A 20,541-nucleotide genomic window follows, 5' to 3' on the forward strand; every position below is an offset into this window, starting at 1 on the left:
AGGGCAGGGGCGGCCCCGGCATAGGACCACAGCACCCCGATGCCGTCCGCCGGGCTCAGGTGGCCTCCGACAGCCTCTGCCGGCGTCGCGATGGCAGGAAAGGTGGGCTTCTCGTCATTGCGGCCATCGCGCCCCGGCCCAAGGATGGGGATATGACGCAGCGCTCCGTCCTGGTCGTCCTCTTCGACGACGTCCAGAGTCTCGATGTGACCGGACCGGCCGAGGTGTTCGCCGCGGCGTGCCGCGTCCTCGGGGACCCGGCCGCCTACCGGCTGCGCTTCGCCTCGCTCGACGGGGCCCCGGTCACCTCGCACAGCGGGCTGCGCCTCATGGCCGACTGCGCGCTCGCGGACGCCGGGCCCGCCGACATCCTGCTCGTGCCGGGCGGCGACGGCGCGAGTGCGCCCGACCCCCGCCTGGTCAACTGGCTGCGGGCGCACGGCCCGCGCGCCCAGCGGCTCGTCTCGGTGTGCACCGGCTCGCTGCTGCTCGCCGAGGCGGGGCTGCTCGACGGGCGCCGGGCCACCACGCACTGGGCGCTGTGCGCCCGCCTCGCCCACCGCTATCCGGCCGTACGGGTCGAGCCGGATCCGATTTTCGTGCGGGATGGCAACGTTGCCACCTCGGCGGGGGTCACCGCCGGCATCGACCTCTCCCTCGCCCTCGTGGAGGAGGACCACGGCAGGGACGTGGCCCTGGCCATCGCCCGCACCATGGTGGTGTTTCTGCGCAGACCGGGAAATCAGGCTCAGTTCAGCGCCCAGCTCGCCGCGCAGACGGCCCGCCGCGAGCCGCTGCGCGAACTCCAGCAGTGGATCGCCGAGCACCCCGACGGCGACCTGTCGGTGGAGGCCCTCGCCCAGCGCGCCAGCCTCTCGCCCCGGCACTTCGCCCGCGCCTTCCACGCCGAGACCGGCACCACCCCCGGCCGCTACGTCGAGCGCGTCCGCCTCGAATACGCCCGCCGCCTCCTCGAGGAGACCCCGGACGGCATCCAGGAGGTCTCCCGCGCGGCCGGCTACGGCACCCCCGAGGCGATGCGGCGCGCCTTCGTCAAAATGCTGGGCACGGCCCCCGCCGAGTACCGCCGCCGCTTCCGCCCCGCCCCCGCCTAGCCCGTCCCGAGAGGCACCCCATGCAGATCGCGATCCTGCTCTACGACCGGTTCACCGCCCTGGACGCGGTCGGCCCGTACGAGGCGCTCAGCCGGCTTCCCGGCGCCGAGACGGTGTTCGTGGCCGAGCGGGCAGGGGCCGTGCGCAACGACAGCGGCAGCCTCCGCCTCGTCGCCGAGCGGTCCCTGGCGGACGTGGTCCGACCCGACATCGTTGTCGTGCCGGGCGCCCCGTCCGAGGCGGTCGAGCCGCACCTCGGGGGCGGGCCGCTCCTGGACTGGCTGCGCAAGGTGGACGTCATGACGACGTGGACGACGTCGGTGTGCACGGGCTCGCTGCTGCTCGGTGCGGCCGGGCTCCTCAGGGGCCGGCGCGCCACCTCGCACTGGCTCGCCCTGGACGGGCTGCGCGGCTTCGGCGCGACGCCGACGGCGGAGCGGGTGGTCATGGACCACAAGTACGTCACCGCCGCCGGGGTGTCCTCCGGCATCGACATGGGCCTCACGCTGCTCGGCGAGATCGCCGGGGACCGGCACGCCCAGTCCGTCCAGCTCCTCATGGAGTACGACCCGCAGCCGCCCTACGACGCGGGCTCGCCGCGGAAGGCGCCCGCCGACCTGGTCGAGCACCTCAGGGCCAAGGGCGTGCCTCAGGCCTGAGGGTGCCAGGTGAAGCGCGGGGCCCGGCGCTCCAGGAAGGCGGCGATCCCCTCCGCGGTGTCGCCGCAGCCGCGCTCCTGTGCCGCCCAGTGCGCGTCCCGGTCGGTCCTGCCGTCCGCGAACTCCTTCGCCGCCGCCTGGGTGAGCCGCGAGCGCGACACCAGGACGCGGGTGAACTCGGCCACCCGCTCGTCCAGTTCGCCCGCCGCGAGCACCTCGTCCACCAGGCCGGTGCGCAGCGCCCGCGCGCTGTCGATCAACTCCCCTGAGAAAAGAAGGTACTTGGCGGTCGCGGGACCCACGAGCGCGGTGAGCCGGCGGGTCGCCGACGCGGGGTAGACGATGCCGAGCTTCGCGGGGGTGACGCCGAACAGCGCGCCCTCCTGGGCGAACCGCAGATCGCAGGCGGCCGCGAGCTGACTGCCGCCGCCCACGCAGTGCCCCCGCACCGCGGCGAGCGTCGGCTTGGGGAAGGCGGCGAGCGCCTCCTCCGCCCGTACCGCGAGGGCCCTAGGGTCGTCGCCCGGCTCCCGCAGCGTCGAGATGTCCGCGCCCGCGCAGAACGTGTCGCCGGCCCCGGTCAGCACCAGGGCCCCCACCCGTGGATCGCCGGCCAGGGCGTCGAGCAGCGGCGGAAGCTCCCGCCACATCGCGGAGGTCATCGCGTTGCGTTTGGCGGGGTTGCTGATCACGACGGTGGCGACGCCATCGGCGAGGCTCTGCTCCAGCTGCATGCGCCGGATGCTATCCGGGCGGGCGAAACCTATGATCACAAGGGGGTCGCACGCGGATCGATGAGGAGACGCCGATGGCCGGACCCAAGCAGAACGTCGGACGCGAGGGCAGGAGACTCAGCCGCAGCTTCGGACTGCTCGCCCTGCTCGGGGCGGTTCTGGTGGTGGCCGGTCTGGTGGGCCTCGGCTACACCGAGTTCGCCACCCTCACCACGATGCTGCTCTTCGGCTGGCTGCTCCTGATCGGCGGCGTGGTCGGCCTCGCGCACGCGATCCAGTCGCGCGGCTCCGGCTTCTTCTGGCTCGCCGTCGTGGTCGCGGCCCTGAACCTCGCCGCCGGCGTGGTGATCATCAGGCGGCCCGAGGGCAGCGCCGAGGCGCTCACGATGTTCGCGGCCCTGCTGTTCCTGACCGGCGGCGTCTTCCGTCTGGTGGGCAGCGTGGTGGTGCGCGGCCCGCAGTTCGGCTGGACGCTGGTGCAGGGCGCGTTCGGGGTGCTCCTGGGCATCCTGGTGCTCGCCAACTGGCCGAGCAACAGCCGGTACGTCATCGGCTGTTTCTTCTCGCTGGCCCTGCTGTTCGACGGGCTCGGGCTGATCGCCATCGGAGTGGGCGGGCGCAGAATCGTCACTCTCGTCAGCGACGCGGTGACCCCGGGAGAGGGCGGAAAGGGCACCCCTCCGATGTCTCCGACACCCCCGCAAGCCATGGCAAAGCCGTCAGACGAGGGTCAGAACCCGACGGAGAGATGACCTTTTCCCGCATCGGGGATCAAAAAGCGGCGATAGACGCTGACTTCTGTTCAGTCTGCCGGTCCGGACCAACGCACTCCCGACACTCTTCAGCAGACGAGTGTGGAGTCGAGCCGCGAGGGTGGTGCCGGAACATGGAGATCCGCGGGAGCCTGCCGCCCGAACCCGCGGCCCCGGCCCGGCAGCAGTCGTACGAGGGCGTGTGGCGGTTCACCGCCCCCGCCGTCGACGCCTCCGTGCCGCAGGCCCGGCACGCGGTGCGCGACCTGCTGCGCCGCCAGGGGGTGCCGGCCCACGAGGACCTCATCCAGGGCCTGCTCCTGATCGTCTCGGAGCTGGTCACCAACGCGGTCAGACACGCGGCCCTGCTCTCGCCGCAGGTGGCCGTCGAGGTGGCCATCGGCGCCGAGTGGATCAGGGTGTCCGTCGAGGACAACCACCCCTACCGGCCGAAGGCCCTGGAGGCCGACTACGCGCAGACCGGCGGCCGGGGCCTGCTCCTGGTCCGCGAGATCACCGAGGAGGCCGGCGGGGTGTGCGACGTCGAGCAGACCGCCAACGGCGGAAAGATCGTCTGGGCCGCACTCCCGCTGGCCCCCCTGCCGGGGATCACCAGCCCGCGTCGGGCCCCGTGAGTTCCCTGACCGCGGGCCGCGCCGCGTCGAGCACCGTCATGAACCACGCCGAGAACGTGTCGCGCGCGTGCCGCTCGGTGAGCTCGCGCGGCGTCACGAACACGGTCTCGCCGACCTCCTCCGGGTCCGGCCGCAGCGGCGACTGCGCCAGGCCCACGAAGAGGTGGTTGAACTCCTGCTCCACCAGGCCCGACTCCGGGTCCGGGTGGTTGTAGCGCACCGTGCCCGCCTCTGCGAGCAGCGACGGCGCGATGCCCAGCTCCTCGTAGGTGCGCCGGGCGGCCGCCGCGAACGGGGACTCGCCGGGGTAGGGGTGGCCGCAGCACGTGTTGGACCACACACCGGGGGAGTGGTACTTGCCGAGCGCCCGCCGCTGGAGGAGGAGCCGGCCCGCCGGGTCGAAGAGGAAGACGGAGAACGCCCGGTGCAACTGCCCGGGCGCCTGGTGGGCGGAGAGCTTCTCCGCGGTTCCGATGGTGTTGCCGCTCTCGTCGACGAGTTCGAGCATGATCTCTGGTGCGGTGGCGCCCGTGGTCCCGTTCGACGAGTTGTTCGCCGTGGTGGCTGATGTGCTCGGCATAACCATCCTTCGCTTCGGTCCTCGGCTGCTCAGTCTGCCGTACAAAAGCGGCGTCTCCGCCATTGACCGGCATCCGCATGTCCTGCCCCACGCGGGGCCGCCGGAACCGCGCGTCTCAGTGGCAGAGCTTCGCCTCGTGCTCGGCGTGGCCGCCGGGCTCCAGCTGGAACGTGCAGTGCTCCACGTCGAAGTGATCGCCCAGGCAGCCCTGCAGCTCGTGCAGCAGCTTCTCGTGCCCCACGCTGTCCAGCACCTCCTGGCTGACCACCACGTGCGCCGAGAGCACCGGCATGCCGGAGGTGATGGTCCAGGCGTGCAGATCGTGTACGTCCTCCACGCCCGGCAGCTCCACGATGTGGGCCCGCACCTCCGCCATGTCGACCCCCTTGGGCGCCGACTCCAGCAGCACGTTGAGGGTCTCGCGCAGCAGTTTGACGGTCCGGGGCACGATCATCAGGCCGATCACCAGCGAGGCGATCGGGTCGGCCGCCTGCCAGCCCGTGGTCATGATGACCAGACCGGCCACCACCACGGCCGCCGAGCCGAGCGCGTCCGAGAGGACTTCCAGGAAGGCGCCGCGCACGTTGAGGCTGTCCTGCTGCCCCTTCATGAGGAGCGAAAGGGAGACCGAGTTCGCCACCAGACCGATCAGGCCGAAGATCACGGCGGTGCCGCCGGCGGTGTCGGCGGGCTCGACGAACCGCGTGACCGCCTCGAACAGGACGTAGCCGCCGACCCCGAGCAGCAGCAGACAGTTGGCGAGCGCGGCGAGGATCTCGGCGCGGGCGTACCCGTAGGTGCGGTTGCCCCCGGCCGGGCGGTTGGCGAAGTGGATGGCGAGCAGCGCCATCGCGAGCCCCAGGCCGTCCGTCGCCATGTGCGCCGCGTCCGCGACGAGCGCGAGGGAGTCCGCGAGCAGACCGCCGACGATCTCCACGACCATCACGGTCAGTGTGATGCCGAGCGCGATACGTAGCCTGCCGCGATAGGCGGCGGCCGCGGTGCCGGTGGGCGGCGGCCCGCCGTGTGTGTGTCCGTGGTCGTGCCCAGCCCCCATGAAGGCCCTCCCGGATCCGTCGCCGATCAATCCCGATGTCTGTGTACGAGGGGTCAGTGAACTACGGGTAGGGGGTATGTGCAACACGGGACTGAACACCGTTGTCATGTGCTCTGACCTGCGGAAATGCTTGCAGGTCAGAGCGTCGCAGTGATCGCTTCGTGGACGCCCCGGGAGCGCGGGCGCGCGGGGCGGACGAGCGGCGTTCGAACGCGGTTTGTGGGCTGCGCCCTTGATCGACCATGATGATCGCGGCGCCCCGGCAACGGGCGCTCCCGGGCCTCATCGGGCGTAAACGGCCAGTGAATTCCCGGTTCCGCGCATCCGATAGCCTCTGCCGACGTGCCGCCCGCCCCCGTGCCGGGCCGGGCCGTGACGTCAGCCATGTCAGTCGCAAGGAGTGAATTCGTCTGTCGACCGCCATCCTTACCGGTCCGCCGGTGCCCGGATCGCAGCTCGGACCCGATCTGCGCGCGCTGGGATTCGACGTGCGGAACGCCTTGCTCCCCGACGACCTGCCCCGCCTGCTGGCCGAGGTGCCGGCCGGTGAGCGCGTCGCTCTGGTCGACCCGCGCTTCCTCGGCCACGTCCACGCGCTGCGGCTCGCGCTGACCGACCCGCGCTTCGCGGCCGCCTCCGTCCCGGGCGCCCTCACCGTTCAGGCCGAGGCCCGCCCGGCGCTCGTCCGCGCCCTGTCCGGCGGCTCCGCGGCGCCCGCCGCCCAGGTCCGTACGGCCTCGGTGCTCACCGACGACATCGCGGCAGCCGTCGAGGCCGAGGGCGTCGCGGTCCACCACCCCGAGCTCGGCTCGCTGGTCGCGACCGTCCCCGCCGACGCGGTGGCCGCGGCCGCCGCGAGCCAGGCCGTCGCCGCCGTCGACGACGAGGCCGTGCGCCTGCGCAACGCGGTGAAGTCCCGCGACGGCTTCTTCACCACCCACTGCGTCAGCCCGTACTCCCGCTACCTCGCCCGCTGGTGCGCCCGCCGGGGTCTCACCCCCAACCAGGTCACCACCGCCTCGCTGCTCACCGCGCTGATCGCGGCCGGCTGCGCGGCGACCGGGACGCGCGGCGGCTATGTCGCGGCCGGAGTGCTGCTGATCCTCTCCTTCGTCCTGGACTGCACCGACGGGCAGCTCGCCCGCTACTCGCTCCAGTACTCGACGATGGGCGCCTGGCTCGACGCCACGTTCGACCGGGCCAAGGAGTACGCCTACTACGCGGGCCTCGCCCTCGGCGCGGCCCGTGGCGGCGACGACGTGTGGGCCCTCGCGCTCGGCGCGATGGTGCTCCAGACCTGCCGTCACGTCGTGGACTTCTCGTTCAACGAGGCGCACGTCGTAGGCACTGACGCCACCGCCAACACCAGCCCCACCGCGGCCCTCTCCGACAAGCTCGACTCGGTCGGCTGGACGGTGTGGGTGCGGCGCATGATCGTGCTGCCGATCGGTGAGCGCTGGGCGATGATCGCCGTGCTGACCGCCGTCACCACGCCCCGCGTCGTGTTCTACGCGCTGCTCATCGGCTGCGCCTTCGCCGCCTGCTACACCACCGCCGGCCGGGTCCTGCGCTCGCTGAGCCGCCGCGCCGCCCGCACCGACCGCGCGGCCCGGGCCCTCGCCGAGCTCGCCGACAGCGGGCCGCTCGCCCAGCTGGTCGCGGCCAGGGCGCCCCGGATCCCGGGCGCCCCCGTCCTGGCCGCCGTCGGCGCGCTGCTGCTCATCGCCGCCGCGCTCACGCGGCCCGTCGGCAGCGGCCTGGTGACCGGTGCGGCCGTGCTGTACGCGGTCCTGTCCGGCCTCGCCGTCGCCCGGCCCCTCAAGAGCCCGCTGGACTGGCTCGTACCGCCGTTCTTCCGGGTGGCCGAGTACTGCACGGTCCTGATCCTGGCGGCCCGCTCGGACGTGGCCGGGGCCCTTCCCGCGGCCTTCGGGCTCGTCGCGGCGGTCGCCTACCATCACTACGACACGGTCTACCGCATCAAGGGCGGGTCCGGCGCGCCGCCGCAGTGGCTGGTGCGGGTGATCGGCGGCCACGAGGGCCGCACGCTCGTGGTGACGGTGCTCGCCGCCGTCCTCGCCACGCGAGACACAGACTTCACCCTGGCGCTCACCGCCCTCGCGGCGGTCATCGCGCTCGTGGTGCTCGTGGAGTCCATCCGTTTCTGGGTGTCCTCCGGAGCACCTGCCGTACATGACGAAGGAGAAACAGCATGATTGGCCTCGTACTGGCAGCCGGTGCCGGACGCCGTCTGCGCCCCTACACCGACACGCTCCCGAAGGCCCTCGTGCCTGTTGACGGCGACACCACCGTCCTGGACATCGCGCTGAAGAACTTCGCCGAGGTCGGCCTCACCGAGGTCGCCATCGTCGTCGGCTACCGCAAGGAAGCCGTCTACGCGCGCAAGGAGGCCCTGGAGGCCAAGTACGGCGTCGCGATCACGCTGATCGACAACGACAAGGCCGAGGAGTGGAACAACGCCTACTCCCTGTGGTGCGCCCGTGAGGTCCTCAAGCGCGGTGTGATCCTCGCCAACGGCGACACCGTCCACCCCGTCTCGGTCGAGAAGACCCTGCTCGCCGCGCGCGGCGACGGCCAGAAGATCATCCTCGCCCTCGACACGGTGAAGAGCCTCGCCGACGAGGAGATGAAGGTCATCACCGCCGAGGGCAAGGGCGTCCAGCGCATCACCAAGCTGATGGACCCGGCGAGCGCCACCGGCGAGTACATCGGCGTCACGCTCATCGAGGCCGAGGCCGCCGAGGAGCTCGCCGACGCGCTGAAGGCCACCTTCGAGCGCGACCCCGACCTCTACTACGAGGACGGCTACCAGGAGCTCGTCAACCGCGGTTTCACCGTCGACGTGGCCCCCATCGGCGAGGTGTCGTGGGTCGAGATCGACAACCACGACGACCTGGCGAAGGGCCGTGAGATCGCGTGCCAGTACTGACTCGGCTGATCCCCTCGCCGGTTGTCGTCGACATCCGGCGCGGGGCCCTGGACGACCTCGCGGTCGTCCTCGCCGACCAGCGCATCTCCGCCAACGGCAAGCTGGCGATCGCGATCAGCGGCGGCTCGGGGCTCAAGCTGCGCGAGCAGTTCGGCCCCCTGCTGCCGGGCGCCGAGTGGTACCCGGTCGACGGCGGCACCATCGACGCGGCGGTCAGGCTCGCCGACGCGATGCGCGGCAAGCGCTACGACGCGGTGGTGGCGCTCGGCGGCGGGAAGATCATCGACGTGACGAAGTACGCGGCGGCCCGCGTCGGCCTGCCGATGGTCGCCGTCGCCACGAACCTCTCGCACGACGGCATCTGCTCGCCGATCTCCACCCTGGACAACGACAACGGGCGCGGCTCCTACGGCGTGCCCACCCCGATCGCCATCCTGATCGACCTGGACGTGATCCGGGACGCCCCGCCGCGCTTCGTGCGGTCGGGCATCGGCGACGCGATCTCCAACCTGTCCGCGATCGCGGACTGGGAGCTCTCGCACCGCGAGACCGGGGAGCCCGTCGACGGCCTGGCCGCCGCCATGGCGCGCAGCGCCGGCGAGGCGGTCCTGCGCCACCCGGGCACCGTCGGCGACGACGACTTCCTGGTCACGCTCTCCGAGGGCCTGGTCATGTCCGGCATCGCCATGTCGATCAGCGGCGACAGCCGGCCCTCGTCCGGCGCCTGCCACGAGATCAGCCACGCCTTCGACCTGCTCTTCCCGCAGCGCGCGGCCAGCCACGGCGAGCAGTGCGGCCTGGGCGCCGCGTTCGCCATGCACCTGCGCGGTGCCAAGGACGCGTCCGCCCTCATGGCCGAGGTGCTGCGCAGGCACGCCCTGCCGGTGACGGCGGAGGAAATCGGCTTCACCGCCGACGAGTTCGTCCAGGCCGTGGAGTTCGCCCCGCAGACCCGCCCCGGCCGCTACACCATCCTCGAGCACCTCGACCTGTCCACCGACCAGATCAGGGACGCGTACGCCGACTATGCCAAGACCATCCGTAGCTGAGCTCCGCCCGGTCGTGCACCCGGCGGGTGTGAAGGACCGGGTCAGCGGAGAACACTGGGGCGGCCGCCTGTACATGCGCGAGATCTCGCTGCGCATCACCCGCGTCCTGGTCACCACCAAGGTCACGCCGAACCAGCTGACGTACCTGATGACCCTGAGCGGCGTCCTCGCCGCCCCGGCCCTCCTCGTGCCCGGCATCTGGGGCGCCGTGCTCGGTGTCGTCGCCGTCCAGGGCTATCTGCTGCTCGACTGCGTCGACGGCGAAGTCGCCCGCTGGAAGAAGCAGTTCTCGCTGTCCGGCGTCTACCTGGACCGCGTCGGTGCCTATCTGTGCGACGCGGCGGTCCTGGTCGGCTTCGGCCTGCGCGCCGCCGACCTGTGGGGCCCCGGCCGCATCGACTGGCTGTGGGCCTTCCTCGGTACGCTCGCGGCCCTCGGCGCGATCCTGATCAAGGCCGAGACCGACCTCGTGGGCGTCGCCCGCCACCAGGGCGGTCTGCCGCTGGTCAAGGACGCGGCGGCCACCCCGCGCTCCTCCGGTGTGGCGCTGGCCCGCCGTGCCGCGGCCGCGCTGAAGTTCCACCGGCTCGTCCTCGGCATCGAGGCGTCCCTGCTGATCCTGGTCCTCGCGATCGTGGACCAGGTCCGGGGCGACCTGTACTTCTCGCGCCTGGGCGTCGCGGTGCTGGCCGGCATCGCGCTGCTGCAGACGGTGCTGCACCTCGTGTCCATCCTCGCGTCGAGCAGGCTCAAGTGAACGCCCCCCTGAAGGTCGGCGCCGTCGTCATCACGATGGGCAACCGCCCCGCCGAACTGCGCGCCCTGCTCGACTCCGTCGCCAAGCAGGACGGCGACCACGTCGAGGTCGTGGTGGTCGGCAACGGCGCCCCGGTCCCGGACGTCCCCGAGGGCGTACGCACCGTGGAGCTGCCGGAGAACCTGGGCATCCCGGGCGGCCGCAACGTCGGCATCGAGGCGTTCGGCCCCTCGGGCGCCGAGGTCGACGTGCTGCTCTTCCTGGACGACGACGGCCTGCTCCCCAACCCGGACACCGCCGAGCTGTGCCGCCAGGCCTTCGCGGCCGACCCGGAGCTCGGCATCGTCAGCTTCCGGATCGCCGACCCGGACACCGGCGTCACCCAGCGCCGCCACGTGCCGAGGCTGCGCGCCGCCGACCCGATGCGCTCCTCGCGCGTGACGACCTTCCTCGGCGGCGCCAACGCCGTGCGCACCCAGGTGTTCGCGGAGGTCGGCGGGCTGCCCGACGAGTTCTTCTACGCGCACGAGGAGACCGACCTCGCCTGGCGGGCCCTGGACGCCGGCTGGATGATCGACTACCGCGCGGACATGGTCCTGCACCACCCGACGACCGCCCCGTCCCGGCACGCGGTCTACCACCGGATGGTGGCCCGCAACCGGGTCTGGCTGGCCCGGCGCAACCTGCCCGCCCCGCTCGTGCCGGTCTACCTCGGGGTCTGGCTGCTCCTGACCCTGGCGCGCAAGCCGTCGGGCCCGGCGCTCAAGGCCTGGTTCGGCGGGTTCAAGGAGGGCTGGACGACGCCCTGCGGACCGCGTCGCCCCATGAAGTGGCGTACGGTCTTCAAGCTCACCCGGCTGGGCCGTCCCCCCGTCATCTGAGAGTCTCGGCTCTGAGACCATCGGGCGTACTTCTTGAACACGAAAGTTTCCACTTGTGAGTGACACAACCCTGTCCCCGGCGGACCTCGCCGCCAAGCACGGGCTGTCGGTGAGCGGTGCCCGGCCCGGGCTCACCGCTTACATCAAGCAGCTGTGGGGTCGGCGCCACTTCATCCTGTCGTTCTCGTCGGCCAAGCTCACCGCCCAGTACAGCGAGGCGAAGCTCGGCCAGATCTGGCAGGTGGCGACGCCCCTGCTGAACGCGCTGGTCTACTACTTCATCTTCGGCGTGCTCATGGGAACGAGGAAGGGCATCCCCAACGATGTCTTCATCCCGTTCCTGGTGACCGGAGTGTTCCTGTTCACCTTCACGCAGAACTCGCTGATGGCCGGCGTACGGGCCATCTCGGGCAACCTGGGCCTGGTGCGGGCGCTGCACTTCCCGCGCGCCTCGCTGCCCGTCTCCTTCGCGCTGCAGCAGCTCCAGCAGCTGCTGTTCTCGATGATCGTCCTGATGATCGTGGTGGTCGCTTCCGGCTTCATGCCGGGCATGACGTGGATCCTGATCATCCCGGTCCTCGCGCTGCAGTTCGTCTTCAACACCGGACTGGCGCTGATCTTCGCCCGGCTCGGCGCCAAGACGCCGGACCTCGCGCAGCTGATGCCGTTCATCATGCGGACCTGGATGTACTCGTCCGGCGTGATGTTCAGCATCACCGCGGTGCTCCACGACAAGCCGAGCTGGCTCAAGCACGTCCTGCAGGTCAATCCGGCCGCCATCTACATGGACCTGGCGCGCTACGCACTGCTGGACGGCTACGGCGGCGGGTCCCTGCCCCCGCACGTCTGGGCACTCGCCGTCGGCTGGGCCGTCGTCGTGGGCGCCCTCGGATTCGTGTACTTCTGGAAGGCTGAGGAGCGATATGGCCGTGGCTGAGGACATCAGGGACCGCGTCGCGGTCGAGGACGCGCGGATTCCCACCGTCATCTGCGACGACGTGCACATCGTGTACACCGTCAACGGTGGCGGCGGCGGAAAGGGCAGCGCCACCGCCGCCCTGAGCCGCATGGTCAAGAAGGACAAGACCGGCGGAGCCGCCCGGGGCATGCGCCGGGTGCACGCGGTCAAGGGCGTGTCGTTCACCGCGTACCGCGGCGAGGCGATCGGCCTGATCGGCTCCAACGGCTCCGGCAAGTCGACGCTGCTGCGGGCCATCGCCGGCCTGCTGCCGCCCGAGAGCGGCCGGGTCTACACGGATGGGCAGCCCTCGCTGCTCGGCGTGAACGCGGCGCTGATGAACGACCTGACGGGCGAGCGCAACGTCATCCTCGGCGGCCTGGCCATGGGCATGTCCCGCGAGGAGGTCAGGGAGCGCTACGAGGAGATCGTCGACTTCTCCGGCATCAACGACAAGGGCGACTTCATCTCCCTGCCGATGCGGACGTACTCCTCCGGCATGGCGGCCCGGCTGCGGTTCTCCATCGCCGCGGCCAAGGACCATGACGTCCTCATGATCGACGAGGCGCTCGCCACCGGTGACCGCCAGTTCCAGATCCGCTCCGAGGAGCGCATCCGGGAGCTGCGCAAGCACGCGGGAACCGTGTTCCTGGTGAGCCACAGCATCGGCTCCATCCGGGACACCTGCGACCGGGTGCTGTGGCTGGAGCGGGGCGAGCTGCTCATGGACGGGCCGACCGACGAGGTCGTCAAGGCCTACCAGAAGGAGTCCGGCCGCTGACGCGGCGTCATCCGGCGGACCGCGCACATCGAAGCCCCTGTCGATCAACCCCGGCAGGGGCTTCCGCGTCCTATGGTGTGGTCGGACAGTCAAGATCCCGTCAAGTTGCCAGTGTGCGGGGAAGGTTGGGCCGGAATGGAGTGTTCTTGTAATGCTCGCAACACCCCGACGTGGCGTCGGCCGTTGTACAACGTAAGCTGTACCGGTGCTGATTCGCGGCAAGTGGGGTAATACGCCCCCGGCTCCTCGCACGACGGGTCACTCCGTCCGGGGAGGTCAGGCGGCGTGTCCGAAATAGGATGTATTGGGTCGGCGGTGTAGAACGGGAGATGTGACGGCCATGGCTTCGGAAAATCTCCAGCTCAAAGGGACGGCCGCCGTTCCCGCCCCGGGCGGTACCCGGTGACCCCAGTCCGGGACGTGCGCACCGGAACCCCCTCGCGCGCCACGCTCGACAAGGCCGCGGACGAGAACTTCCCGGTGGCCCCCTTCTTCCTGCCGCGCGCCTGGCGCGACGACCTGATGGCCGTGTACGGCTTCGCCCGGCTCGTCGACGACATCGGTGACGGCGACCTCGCCCCCGGCGGTGCCGACGCCCGCCACCTCGGCGTGGCGCCGGCCGACGCCGACGACCGGCTCCTCATGCTCGACGCCTTCGAGGCGGATCTGCGCCGCGTCTTCGACGGCACGCCCCGCCACCCGCTCCTGGTGGCCCTGGAGCCCACCGTGCGGCGCTGCGGGCTGACCCCCGAGCCGTTCCTCGGGCTCGTCGCGGCCAACCGCCAGGACCAGCGGGTCCGGCGCTACGAGACGTACGAGGAGCTGCTCGCCTACTGCGAGCTCTCCGCCAACCCCGTGGGGCGGCTCGTCCTCGCCATCACCGGCACCACGAGCCCGGAGCGCGTCCGCCGCTCCGACGCGATCTGCACGGCGTTGCAGATCGTCGAACACCTCCAGGACGTGAAGGAGGACCTCGGGCGGGACCGGATCTATCTGCCGGCCGAGGACATGTCACGTTTCCATGTCACGCAGGCCGATCTGGCCGCCCCTACGGGGAGCGCTTCGGTGCGTGCCCTGGTCGCGTTCGAAGCGGAACGCGCCGGGTCGTTGCTGAATGAAGGTACCCCTCTGGTGGGTAGCGTCCACGGCAGACTCAAGCTGCTGCTGGCCGGATTCGTGGCCGGAGGACGCGCCGCGCTCGACGCGGTCGCTGCCGCCGGCCACGACGTACTCCCGGGGCCGCCCAAGCCCACCAAGGCAAGGCTGATGCGCGAGGTGGGAGCCGTCTTGCGAAGAGCGCGTAGAGAGGGGTGAGCCGGACAGTGGAGGCACAGGCACCCGTGTCCGCACCGGTACAGGCCGCATACAGCTATTGCGAGGCCGTGACCGGGCAGCAGGCGCGCAATTTCGCGTACGGCATCAGGCTGCTGCCGGCCGACAAGCGGCAGGCGATGTCCGCGCTGTACGCGTTCTCGCGCCGGGTCGACGACATCGGTGACGGAACGCTGGCCAACGACGCCAAGCAGACGCGCCTTGAGGAGACCCGGGCGCTGCTCGGGCGCGTCCGCGACGGCGCCGTCGACGAGGACGACACCGACCCGGTCGCGGTGGCGCTCGCGGACGCGGCACGCCGCTTCCCGATCCCGCTCGGCGGGCTCGACGAGCTCATCGACGGCGTCCTGATGGACGTGCACGGCGAGAGCTACGAGACCTGGGACGACCTGAAGACCTACTGCCGGTGTGTCGCGGGCGCCATCGGCCGGCTCTCGCTCGGCGTGTTCGGCACCCAGCCCGGCGCGCCGGGCATCGAACGCGCCCCGGAGTACGCCGACACGCTGGGGCTCGCACTCCAACTCACCAACATTCTCAGGGACGTTCGCGAGGACGCCGGCAACGGGCGGACGTATCTGCCCTCCGACGACCTCGCCAAGTTCGGCTGCTCGACGGGCTTCGACGGGCCCGTCCCGCCGCCCGGCTCCGACTTCGCCGGGCTCGTCCACTTCGAAGTGCGGCGCGCCCGGGCCCTGTTCGCCGAGGGCTACCGGCTGCTTCCCATGCTGGACCGGCGCAGCGGCGCCTGTGTCGCCGCGATGGCGGGGATCTACCGCCGTCTGCTCGACCGCATCGAGCGCGACCCGGAGGCGGTGCTGCGCGGGCGCGTGTCGCTGCCCGGCCGGGAGAAGGCGTACGTCGCGGTACGCGGACTCTCCGGTCTCGACACCCGGTACGTCTCCCGGCAGACCGCCAGGAGGCGCGTCTGATGCACCACGCGCACCTGGACGCAGGGCCGAGCACCATGGAGCGGGCCCGACGTGCAACTTCTCCGTGCGGCGATGCGTCCCTGACTGTGCCGGCCCGCCGTGCGCACGGCACCGGCGCTGCCCGGGGGGAGCAAGCATGAGCGACACGCGGTCCCAGCGCGCGGTGGTGGTCGGCGGCGGACTCGCCGGCATCACCGCGGCGCTCGAACTCGCCGACGCGGGCCTCGGCGTGACCCTGGTCGAGGGCCGCCCGCGGCTCGGCGGCCTCGCGTTCTCCTTCCGGCGCGGCGACCTCACCGTGGACAACGGCCAGCACGTCTATCTGCGCTGCTGCACCGCCTACCGCTGGTTCCTCGACCGCGTCGGCGGAGCCGAACTCGCCCCGGTCCAGGACCGGTTGGACGTTCCCGTGCTCGACGTCGGGCATCCCAGGGGGCCCCGGCTCGGCCGGCTGCGCCGCGACCCGCTGCCCGTGCCGCTGCACCTGGGGCGCAGCCTCGCGACGTACCCGCACCTCTCGCTCGCCGAGCGCGCCTCGGTCGGGCGCGCCGCGCTCGCGCTGAAGAAGCTCGACCCGAGCGACCCGGCCCTGGACGACGTGGACTTCGCGACCTGGCTGGGCCGGCACGGCCAGTCGGAGCGCACCATCGAAGCCCTGTGGGACCTGGTCGGCGTGGCGACCCTGAACGCCACCGCGCCGCACGCCTCCCTCGGCCTTGCCGCCATGGTCTTCAAGACCGGGCTGCTCTCCGAGGCCGGGGCCGCCGACATCGGCTGGGCCCGGGTGCCGCTCGGCCGGCTGCACGACACGCTGGCCCGCAAGGCCCTGGAGTCGGCGGCCGTGCGCGTCGAGACGCGCACCAAGGCCGAGTCCATCTCCCGTACGGAGAAGGGCGGTTGGCGGGTCGAGCTGGCCGGCGAGACGCTGGACGCCGAGGTCGTCGTGCTCGCCGTACCGCAGAAGGAGACCCACGACCTGCTGCCCGAAGGCGCCCTCGACGAGCCGGACAGGCTCCTCGACATCGGCACCGCGCCGATCCTCAACGTGCACGTCGTCTACGACCGCAAGGTGCTCAAGCAGCCCTTCTTCGCCGCGCTCGGCTCCCCGGTGCAGTGGGTCTTCGACCGGACGGACTCCTCGGGCCTCACCGGCGGGGGGCAGTATCTGGCCGTCTCCCAGTCGGACGCCGGGGACGAGATCGAGCTGCCGGTGGCCGAACTGCGCGCCCGCTATCTGCCCGAGCTGGAAAAGCTGTTGCCCGCGGCGCGCGGCGCGGGGATCCTCGACTTCTTCGTCACCCGGGAGCGTACGGCGACGTTCGCCCCCACCCCCGGCGTCGGACGGCTGCGGCCCTCGGCGCGGACCCGCGCGGACGGCCTGTACCTGGCCGGCGCGTGGACCGCGACCGGCTGGCCCGCGACCATGGAGGGCGCCGTGCGCAGCGGATTCAGTGCCGCCGGCGCCGCTCTGTCCGCCCTCGGCCGCCCCCATGTTCATCCGCTTCAGGAGGCGGCATGACTGTTAGCAGTACTGGAACAAGAGGAGAGACTGTGCCGACTGTGCCTTCGGCTTCGGCGAATCCGGCTGTGGACACCGTGGACGTCACCGCCCTGCTGGAGCGGGGGCGCGCGCTGTCGACTCCGGAGCTGCGCGCGGCCGTCGAGCGGCTCGCGGCTCCCATGGACACCGTCGCCGCCTACCACTTCGGGTGGATCGACGCCCAGGGGCGCCCGGCGGACGGCGACGGCGGCAAGGCCGTACGGCCCGCCCTCGCCCTGCTCTCCGCCGAGGCGGCCGGTGCCGCCGCCGAGGTCGGCGTGCCGGGCGCCGTCGCGGTGGAGCTGGTGCACAACTTCTCGCTGCTGCACGACGACCTCATGGACGGCGACGAGCAGCGCCGCCACCGCGACACGGTGTGGAAGGTGCACGGGCCCGCCCAGGCGATCCTCGTCGGCGACGCCCTGTTCGCCCTCGCCAACGAGGTCCTCCTCGAACTCGGCACGGTCGAAGCGGGCCGCGCCACCCGCCGACTCACCACCGCCACAAGGAAGTTGATCGACGGTCAGGCCCAGGACATCTCCTACGAGCACCGCGAGCGGGTCACCGTCGAGGAGTGCCTGGAGATGGAGGGCAACAAGACGGGCGCGCTGCTCGCCTGCGCCGTCTCCATCGGTGCCGTCCTCGGCGGCGCCGACGACCACACCGCCGACACGCTCGAGGCGTACGGCTACCACCTCGGCCTCGCCTTCCAGGCCGTCGACGACCTGCTCGGCATCTGGGGCGACCCGGACGCCACGGGCAAGCAGACCTGGAGCGACCTGCGCCAGCGCAAGAAGTCGCTGCCGGTCGTGGCCGCGCTCGCCGCGGGCGGCCCGGCCTCGACCCGGCTCGGCGAACTGCTCGCGGCCGACGCCAAGAGCAACGACTTCGACAGCTTCTCCGAGGCGGAGTTCGCCACCCGCGCCGCCCTGATCGAGGAGGCCGGCGGCCGCGAGTGGACCTCGCAGGAGGCCCGCAGGCAGCACACCATCGCGATCCAGGCGCTCGACGCCGTCGACATGCCGGAAAAGGTCCGCGCACAGCTCACCGCGCTCGCGGACTTCGTCGTCGTCCGAAAGAGATGATCACTATTCGCATATGACTCGCAGTCGCCGGAACGGCCCGGGAGACCGGGCCGCCTCCGACGGAGACCCCAGCACAGCAGAAGTAGCTACTGCACGAAGGGGAAGCCATGACAGCGACGACCGACGGAAGCACCGGGGCTCCGCAGCCCCGGGCCGCCGCGGCCAGTGCAACAACCGGGATCGCTCCCGGCGCGGACGCGGTACTCGACGCCGCCCGGCAGGCCGCCGAGCGCGGCGTCGAGCATCTGCTGGCGCGGCAGGACGCCCAGGGCTGGTGGAAGGGCGACCTGGAGACCAACGTCACCATGGACGCCGAGGACCTGCTGCTGCGTCAGTTCCTCGGCATCCAGGACGAGAAGACACTGCACGCCGCCGCCCTCTTCATCCGGGGCGAGCAGCGCGACGACGGGACCTGGGCCACCTTCTACGGCGGCCCCGGCGAACTCTCCACCACCGTCGAGGCGTACGTCGCGCTCAGGCTGGCCGGTGACCGGCCCGAGGACGCGCACATGGCCCGCGCCGCGGCCTGGATCAGAGCCAGGGGCGGCATCGCCGCGAGCCGGGTCTTCACCCGCATCTGGCTGGCCCTGTTCGGCTGGTGGAAGTGGGACGACCTGCCCGAGCTGCCGCCCGAGCTGATCTTCCTGCCCAAGTGGGTCCCGCTCAACATTTACGACTTCGGCTGCTGGGCCCGGCAGACCATCGTGCCGCTCACGGTGGTCTCGGCGAAACGCCCGGTGCGCCCCGCGCCCTTCGCGCTGGATGAGCTGCACACCGACGCCCGCCGGCCCAATCCGGTCAAACCCCTTGCCCCGGTGGCGAGTTGGGACGGCGCGTTCCAGCGCCTCGACAAGGTGTTGCACGCCTACCACAAGGTGGCGCCCCGCAAGCTGCGGCGGGCCGCGATGCGCAGCGCCGCCCGCTGGATCGTGGAGCGCCAGGAGAACGACGGCTGCTGGGGCGGCATCCAGCCCCCCGCCGTCTACTCCGTGATCGCCCTCCATCTGCTCGGCTACGACCTCCAACACCCGGTGATGCGGGCCGGGTTGGAGTCCCTCGACCGGTTCGCGGTATGGCGCGAGGACGGCGCCCGGATGATCGAGGCCTGCCAGTCGCCGGTCTGGGACACCTGCCTCGCCGCCATCGCCCTGGCCGACGCGGGCGTGCCCGGCGACCACCCGGCGCTCGTCAGGGCGGCCGACTGGATGCTGGAGGAGGAGATCACCCGCCCAGGCGACTGGGCGGTGCGCAGACCCCAACTCCAGCCCGGCGGCTGGGCGTTCGAGTTCCACAACGACAACTACCCCGACATCGACGACACCGCCGAGGTCATTCTGGCGCTGCGCCGGGTCAAGCACCCGCAGCAGGAGAAGGTCGAGGCGGCCATCTCCCGAGGGGTGCGCTGGAACCTGGGGATGCAGTCGAAGAACGGCGCCTGGGGCGCCTTCGACGCCGACAACACCAGCGCCTTCCCCAACCGGCTGCCGTTCTGCGACTTCGGCGAGGTCATCGACCCTCCCTCGGCCGATGTCACCGCACACGTCGTGGAGATGCTCGCCTACGAGGGCAAGTCCCACGATCCGCGCACCCGGCGCGGCATCGAGTGGCTGCTCGCCGAACAGGAGGCCAACGGCGCCTGGTTCGGCCGCTGGGGCGTCAACTACGTATATGGCACAGGGTCGGTGGTGCCCGCCCTGGTCGCCGCCGGGATCCCCGCCGCGCACCCCGCGATCCGCCGCGCGGTCGGCTGGCTGGAGTCCGTGCAGAACGACGACGGCGGCTGGGGCGAGGACCTGCGCTCCTACGGCGAGACCGAATGGGTGGGCCGCGGGCCCTCCACCGCCTCGCAGACCGCCTGGGCGCTGCTCGCGCTGCTGGCGGCGGGGGAGCGGGACGCCACGGCGACCGAGCGCGGCATCGCCTGGCTCGCCGAGAACCAGCGCGCGGACGGCTCCTGGGACGAGCCGTACTTCACGGGCACGGGATTCCCCTGGGACTTCTCGATCAACTACCACCTCTACCGGCAGGTCTTCCCGCTGACCGCGCTCGGCCGGTACGTCCATGGAGAACCGTTCTCCCTCATCGCCGCCAAGGGGAGCTGATGGACACCCCCCAGGCCCCGCAGCCCGTCCCGCTGGTGATCGCCTGTGCGCTCACCATCGAGCGGCTGGCGCTGCGCGGCGCCCACGGCGGCGCGGCGGGCCCGGTCACCGTGCTGCGCAGCGGCATGGGCCCCAGGGCCGCCGAACGCGCGATGGTGCGCACGCTCGGCGCGGCAGGGATGCGCGACGCGGCGGTCATCGCCTCAGGCTTCTGCGCCGGCCTCGTCCCCGGGATGCACCCCGGGGACCTGGTCGTCGCCGAGGAAACCCGCGGCCCGGACGGCACCACGGTGTGCACCGACACCGAGGTGCTCGCCAAGGCGCTCGCCGCAGCGCTGCCGGACCGTACGGTGCACACCGGCCCGCTCACCGGGTCGGACCACGTCGTACGAGGCCCTGAGCGGGCCGATCTGAGGGCGACCGGAGCGATCGCGGTGGACATGGAGTCCGCCGCCACGCTGCGGGCCGCCCGGCAGGCCGGATCGCGCCCGGTTGCGGCCGTACGGGTGGTCGTGGACGCTCCAGAACATGAACTCGTCCGGATTGGCACGGTGCGCGGTGGAATATCAGCCTTCCGCGTTCTTCGTGCCGTCCTTCCCGCTTTCTTTGAATGGCACCGTTCTTTGCTGCTCCCCAGGAGGTGAG

20 protein-coding genes are annotated in these 20,541 nt (G+C 71.7%); 17 read left to right on the plus strand and 3 right to left on the minus strand.

The genetic code is table 11. The features are described 5' to 3' along the window. Window positions 1–152 precede the first annotated feature (152 nt). Window positions 153–1,115: a GlxA family transcriptional regulator gene (locus tag ACFYZA_RS22750; protein ID WP_382585939.1), complete on the plus strand. Its 963-nt coding sequence runs from the start codon at window positions 153–155 to the stop codon at window positions 1,113–1,115. A 20-nt stretch (window positions 1,116–1,135) separates the two neighbouring features. Beyond that, the gene (locus tag ACFYZA_RS22755; protein ID WP_388492403.1) at window positions 1,136–1,774 is read left to right on the plus strand and encodes a DJ-1/PfpI family protein; all 639 of its coding nucleotides are present in this window, start codon (window positions 1,136–1,138) and stop codon (window positions 1,772–1,774) included. Here the strand turns inward: ACFYZA_RS22755 and ACFYZA_RS22760 are convergent. Next, window positions 1,765–2,508, minus strand: coding sequence for an enoyl-CoA hydratase/isomerase family protein (locus tag ACFYZA_RS22760; RefSeq protein WP_388492404.1), 744 nt, complete (start codon window positions 2,506–2,508; stop codon window positions 1,765–1,767). The two genes, ACFYZA_RS22755 and ACFYZA_RS22760, sit on opposite strands and share 10 nt — an antisense overlap. A gap of 74 nt (window positions 2,509–2,582) precedes the next feature. On the opposite strand from ACFYZA_RS22760, the gene ACFYZA_RS22765 reads away from it, so the two are divergent. Together ACFYZA_RS22765 and ACFYZA_RS22770 are read left to right on the plus strand one after the other, a co-directional pair. Next, window positions 2,583–3,260, plus strand: coding sequence for an HdeD family acid-resistance protein (locus tag ACFYZA_RS22765; RefSeq protein WP_382585950.1), 678 nt, complete (start codon window positions 2,583–2,585; stop codon window positions 3,258–3,260). Window positions 3,261–3,394: 134 nt separating this feature from the next. Continuing rightward, window positions 3,395–3,895, plus strand: a complete 501-nt coding sequence (locus ACFYZA_RS22770; RefSeq protein ID WP_382585953.1) for an ATP-binding protein — start codon at window positions 3,395–3,397, stop codon at window positions 3,893–3,895. Here ACFYZA_RS22770 and idi read toward each other — a convergent pair. Further along, the gene (gene idi / locus ACFYZA_RS22775) at window positions 3,870–4,475 is read right to left on the minus strand and encodes an isopentenyl-diphosphate Delta-isomerase (RefSeq protein WP_388492405.1); all 606 of its coding nucleotides are present in this window, start codon (window positions 4,473–4,475) and stop codon (window positions 3,870–3,872) included. The genes ACFYZA_RS22770 and idi overlap by 26 nt on opposite strands. A gap of 115 nt (window positions 4,476–4,590) precedes the next feature. After that, window positions 4,591–5,532, minus strand: a complete 942-nt coding sequence (locus tag ACFYZA_RS22780) for a cation diffusion facilitator family transporter (protein WP_382585960.1) — start codon at window positions 5,530–5,532, stop codon at window positions 4,591–4,593. Window positions 5,533–5,942: 410 nt separating this feature from the next. Here ACFYZA_RS22780 and ACFYZA_RS22785 point away from each other — a divergent pair, with 410 nt between their 5' ends. The 13 genes from ACFYZA_RS22785 (at window position 5,943) to ACFYZA_RS22845 (ending at window position 20,540) form a co-directional block, all read left to right on the plus strand. Then, window positions 5,943–7,748 (plus strand): DUF5941 domain-containing protein, encoded by a 1,806-nt coding sequence (locus ACFYZA_RS22785; RefSeq protein ID WP_388492697.1) that lies wholly within the window; start codon window positions 5,943–5,945, stop codon window positions 7,746–7,748. Next, window positions 7,745–8,482, plus strand: a complete 738-nt coding sequence (locus ACFYZA_RS22790; RefSeq protein WP_382585963.1) for a sugar phosphate nucleotidyltransferase — start codon at window positions 7,745–7,747, stop codon at window positions 8,480–8,482. The genes ACFYZA_RS22785 and ACFYZA_RS22790 overlap by 4 nt, the downstream gene beginning before the upstream one ends. Continuing rightward, entirely contained in the window at window positions 8,470–9,531 is a 1,062-nt protein-coding gene (locus ACFYZA_RS22795) for an iron-containing alcohol dehydrogenase family protein (protein WP_382585966.1), read from the plus strand. Before ACFYZA_RS22790 ends, ACFYZA_RS22795 begins: the two co-directional genes overlap by 13 nt. Then, window positions 9,509–10,288 (plus strand): CDP-alcohol phosphatidyltransferase family protein, encoded by a 780-nt coding sequence (locus tag ACFYZA_RS22800; protein ID WP_382585969.1) that lies wholly within the window; start codon window positions 9,509–9,511, stop codon window positions 10,286–10,288. The genes ACFYZA_RS22795 and ACFYZA_RS22800 overlap by 23 nt, the downstream gene beginning before the upstream one ends. A gap of 35 nt (window positions 10,289–10,323) precedes the next feature. Beyond that, entirely contained in the window at window positions 10,324–11,169 is an 846-nt protein-coding gene (locus ACFYZA_RS22805; RefSeq protein WP_382586509.1) for a glycosyltransferase family 2 protein, read from the plus strand. Between the two features lie 55 nt (window positions 11,170–11,224). Next, window positions 11,225–12,106 carry an ABC transporter permease gene (locus ACFYZA_RS22810; RefSeq protein WP_382585972.1) on the plus strand — a complete coding sequence of 294 codons (882 nt, stop codon included), beginning with the start codon at window positions 11,225–11,227 and terminating at the stop codon, window positions 12,104–12,106. After that, complete coding sequence (locus ACFYZA_RS22815; RefSeq protein WP_382585974.1) at window positions 12,093–12,908, plus strand: ABC transporter ATP-binding protein; 816 nt, start codon at window positions 12,093–12,095, stop codon at window positions 12,906–12,908. Before ACFYZA_RS22810 ends, ACFYZA_RS22815 begins: the two co-directional genes overlap by 14 nt. A 420-nt stretch (window positions 12,909–13,328) precedes the next feature. Beyond that, complete coding sequence (gene hpnC / locus ACFYZA_RS22820) at window positions 13,329–14,222, plus strand: squalene synthase HpnC (protein ID WP_388492408.1); 894 nt, start codon at window positions 13,329–13,331, stop codon at window positions 14,220–14,222. Next, entirely contained in the window at window positions 14,219–15,169 is a 951-nt protein-coding gene (hpnD, locus tag ACFYZA_RS22825; protein WP_382585980.1) for a presqualene diphosphate synthase HpnD, read from the plus strand. Before hpnC ends, hpnD begins: the two co-directional genes overlap by 4 nt. Window positions 15,170–15,305: 136 nt before the next feature. Continuing rightward, complete coding sequence (gene hpnE, locus ACFYZA_RS22830; RefSeq protein WP_388492410.1) at window positions 15,306–16,688, plus strand: hydroxysqualene dehydroxylase HpnE; 1,383 nt, start codon at window positions 15,306–15,308, stop codon at window positions 16,686–16,688. Beyond that, window positions 16,685–17,794: a polyprenyl synthetase family protein gene (locus ACFYZA_RS22835; RefSeq protein WP_388492412.1), complete on the plus strand. Its 1,110-nt coding sequence runs from the start codon at window positions 16,685–16,687 to the stop codon at window positions 17,792–17,794. The genes hpnE and ACFYZA_RS22835 overlap by 4 nt, the downstream gene beginning before the upstream one ends. 107 nt (window positions 17,795–17,901) lie before the next feature. Continuing rightward, complete coding sequence (gene shc / locus ACFYZA_RS22840) at window positions 17,902–19,896, plus strand: squalene--hopene cyclase (RefSeq protein WP_382585989.1); 1,995 nt, start codon at window positions 17,902–17,904, stop codon at window positions 19,894–19,896. Continuing rightward, window positions 19,896–20,540 carry a 1-hydroxy-2-methyl-2-butenyl 4-diphosphate reductase gene (locus tag ACFYZA_RS22845; protein ID WP_382585992.1) on the plus strand — a complete coding sequence of 215 codons (645 nt, stop codon included), beginning with the start codon at window positions 19,896–19,898 and terminating at the stop codon, window positions 20,538–20,540. Before shc ends, ACFYZA_RS22845 begins: the two co-directional genes overlap by 1 nt. The last annotated feature ends 1 nt before the right edge of the window (window position 20,541 follow it).

The organism is Streptomyces sp. NPDC001828 (assembly GCF_042892175.1).
In the GTDB taxonomy this organism is placed as follows: Bacteria; Actinomycetota; Actinomycetes; order Streptomycetales; family Streptomycetaceae; genus Streptomyces.

Bases quoted from the DNA above. Each gene is read 5' to 3' on its own strand.
- ACFYZA_RS22835 (WP_388492412.1), top strand. From the start codon at position 16,685: ATGACTGTTAGCAGTACTGGAACAAGAGGAGAGACTGTGCCGACTGTG.
- idi (WP_388492405.1), bottom strand. From the start codon at position 4,475: ATGCCGAGCACATCAGCCACCACGGCGAACAACTCGTCGAACGGGACC.
- ACFYZA_RS22790 (WP_382585963.1), top strand. From the start codon at position 7,745: ATGATTGGCCTCGTACTGGCAGCCGGTGCCGGACGCCGTCTGCGCCCC.
- ACFYZA_RS22760 (WP_388492404.1), bottom strand. From the start codon at position 2,508: ATGCAGCTGGAGCAGAGCCTCGCCGATGGCGTCGCCACCGTCGTGATC.
- ACFYZA_RS22845 (WP_382585992.1), top strand. From the start codon at position 19,896: ATGGACACCCCCCAGGCCCCGCAGCCCGTCCCGCTGGTGATCGCCTGT.
- ACFYZA_RS22800 (WP_382585969.1), top strand. From the start codon at position 9,509: ATGCCAAGACCATCCGTAGCTGAGCTCCGCCCGGTCGTGCACCCGGCG.
- ACFYZA_RS22765 (WP_382585950.1), top strand. From the start codon at position 2,583: ATGGCCGGACCCAAGCAGAACGTCGGACGCGAGGGCAGGAGACTCAGC.
- ACFYZA_RS22750 (WP_382585939.1), top strand. From the start codon at position 153: ATGACGCAGCGCTCCGTCCTGGTCGTCCTCTTCGACGACGTCCAGAGT.
- ACFYZA_RS22805 (WP_382586509.1), top strand. From the start codon at position 10,324: ATGGGCAACCGCCCCGCCGAACTGCGCGCCCTGCTCGACTCCGTCGCC.
- ACFYZA_RS22815 (WP_382585974.1), top strand. From the start codon at position 12,093: ATGGCCGTGGCTGAGGACATCAGGGACCGCGTCGCGGTCGAGGACGCG.
- ACFYZA_RS22755 (WP_388492403.1), top strand. From the start codon at position 1,136: ATGCAGATCGCGATCCTGCTCTACGACCGGTTCACCGCCCTGGACGCG.
- shc (WP_382585989.1), top strand. From the start codon at position 17,902: ATGACAGCGACGACCGACGGAAGCACCGGGGCTCCGCAGCCCCGGGCC.
- ACFYZA_RS22770 (WP_382585953.1), top strand. From the start codon at position 3,395: ATGGAGATCCGCGGGAGCCTGCCGCCCGAACCCGCGGCCCCGGCCCGG.
- ACFYZA_RS22780 (WP_382585960.1), bottom strand. From the start codon at position 5,532: ATGGGGGCTGGGCACGACCACGGACACACACACGGCGGGCCGCCGCCC.
- hpnE (WP_388492410.1), top strand. From the start codon at position 15,306: ATGAGCGACACGCGGTCCCAGCGCGCGGTGGTGGTCGGCGGCGGACTC.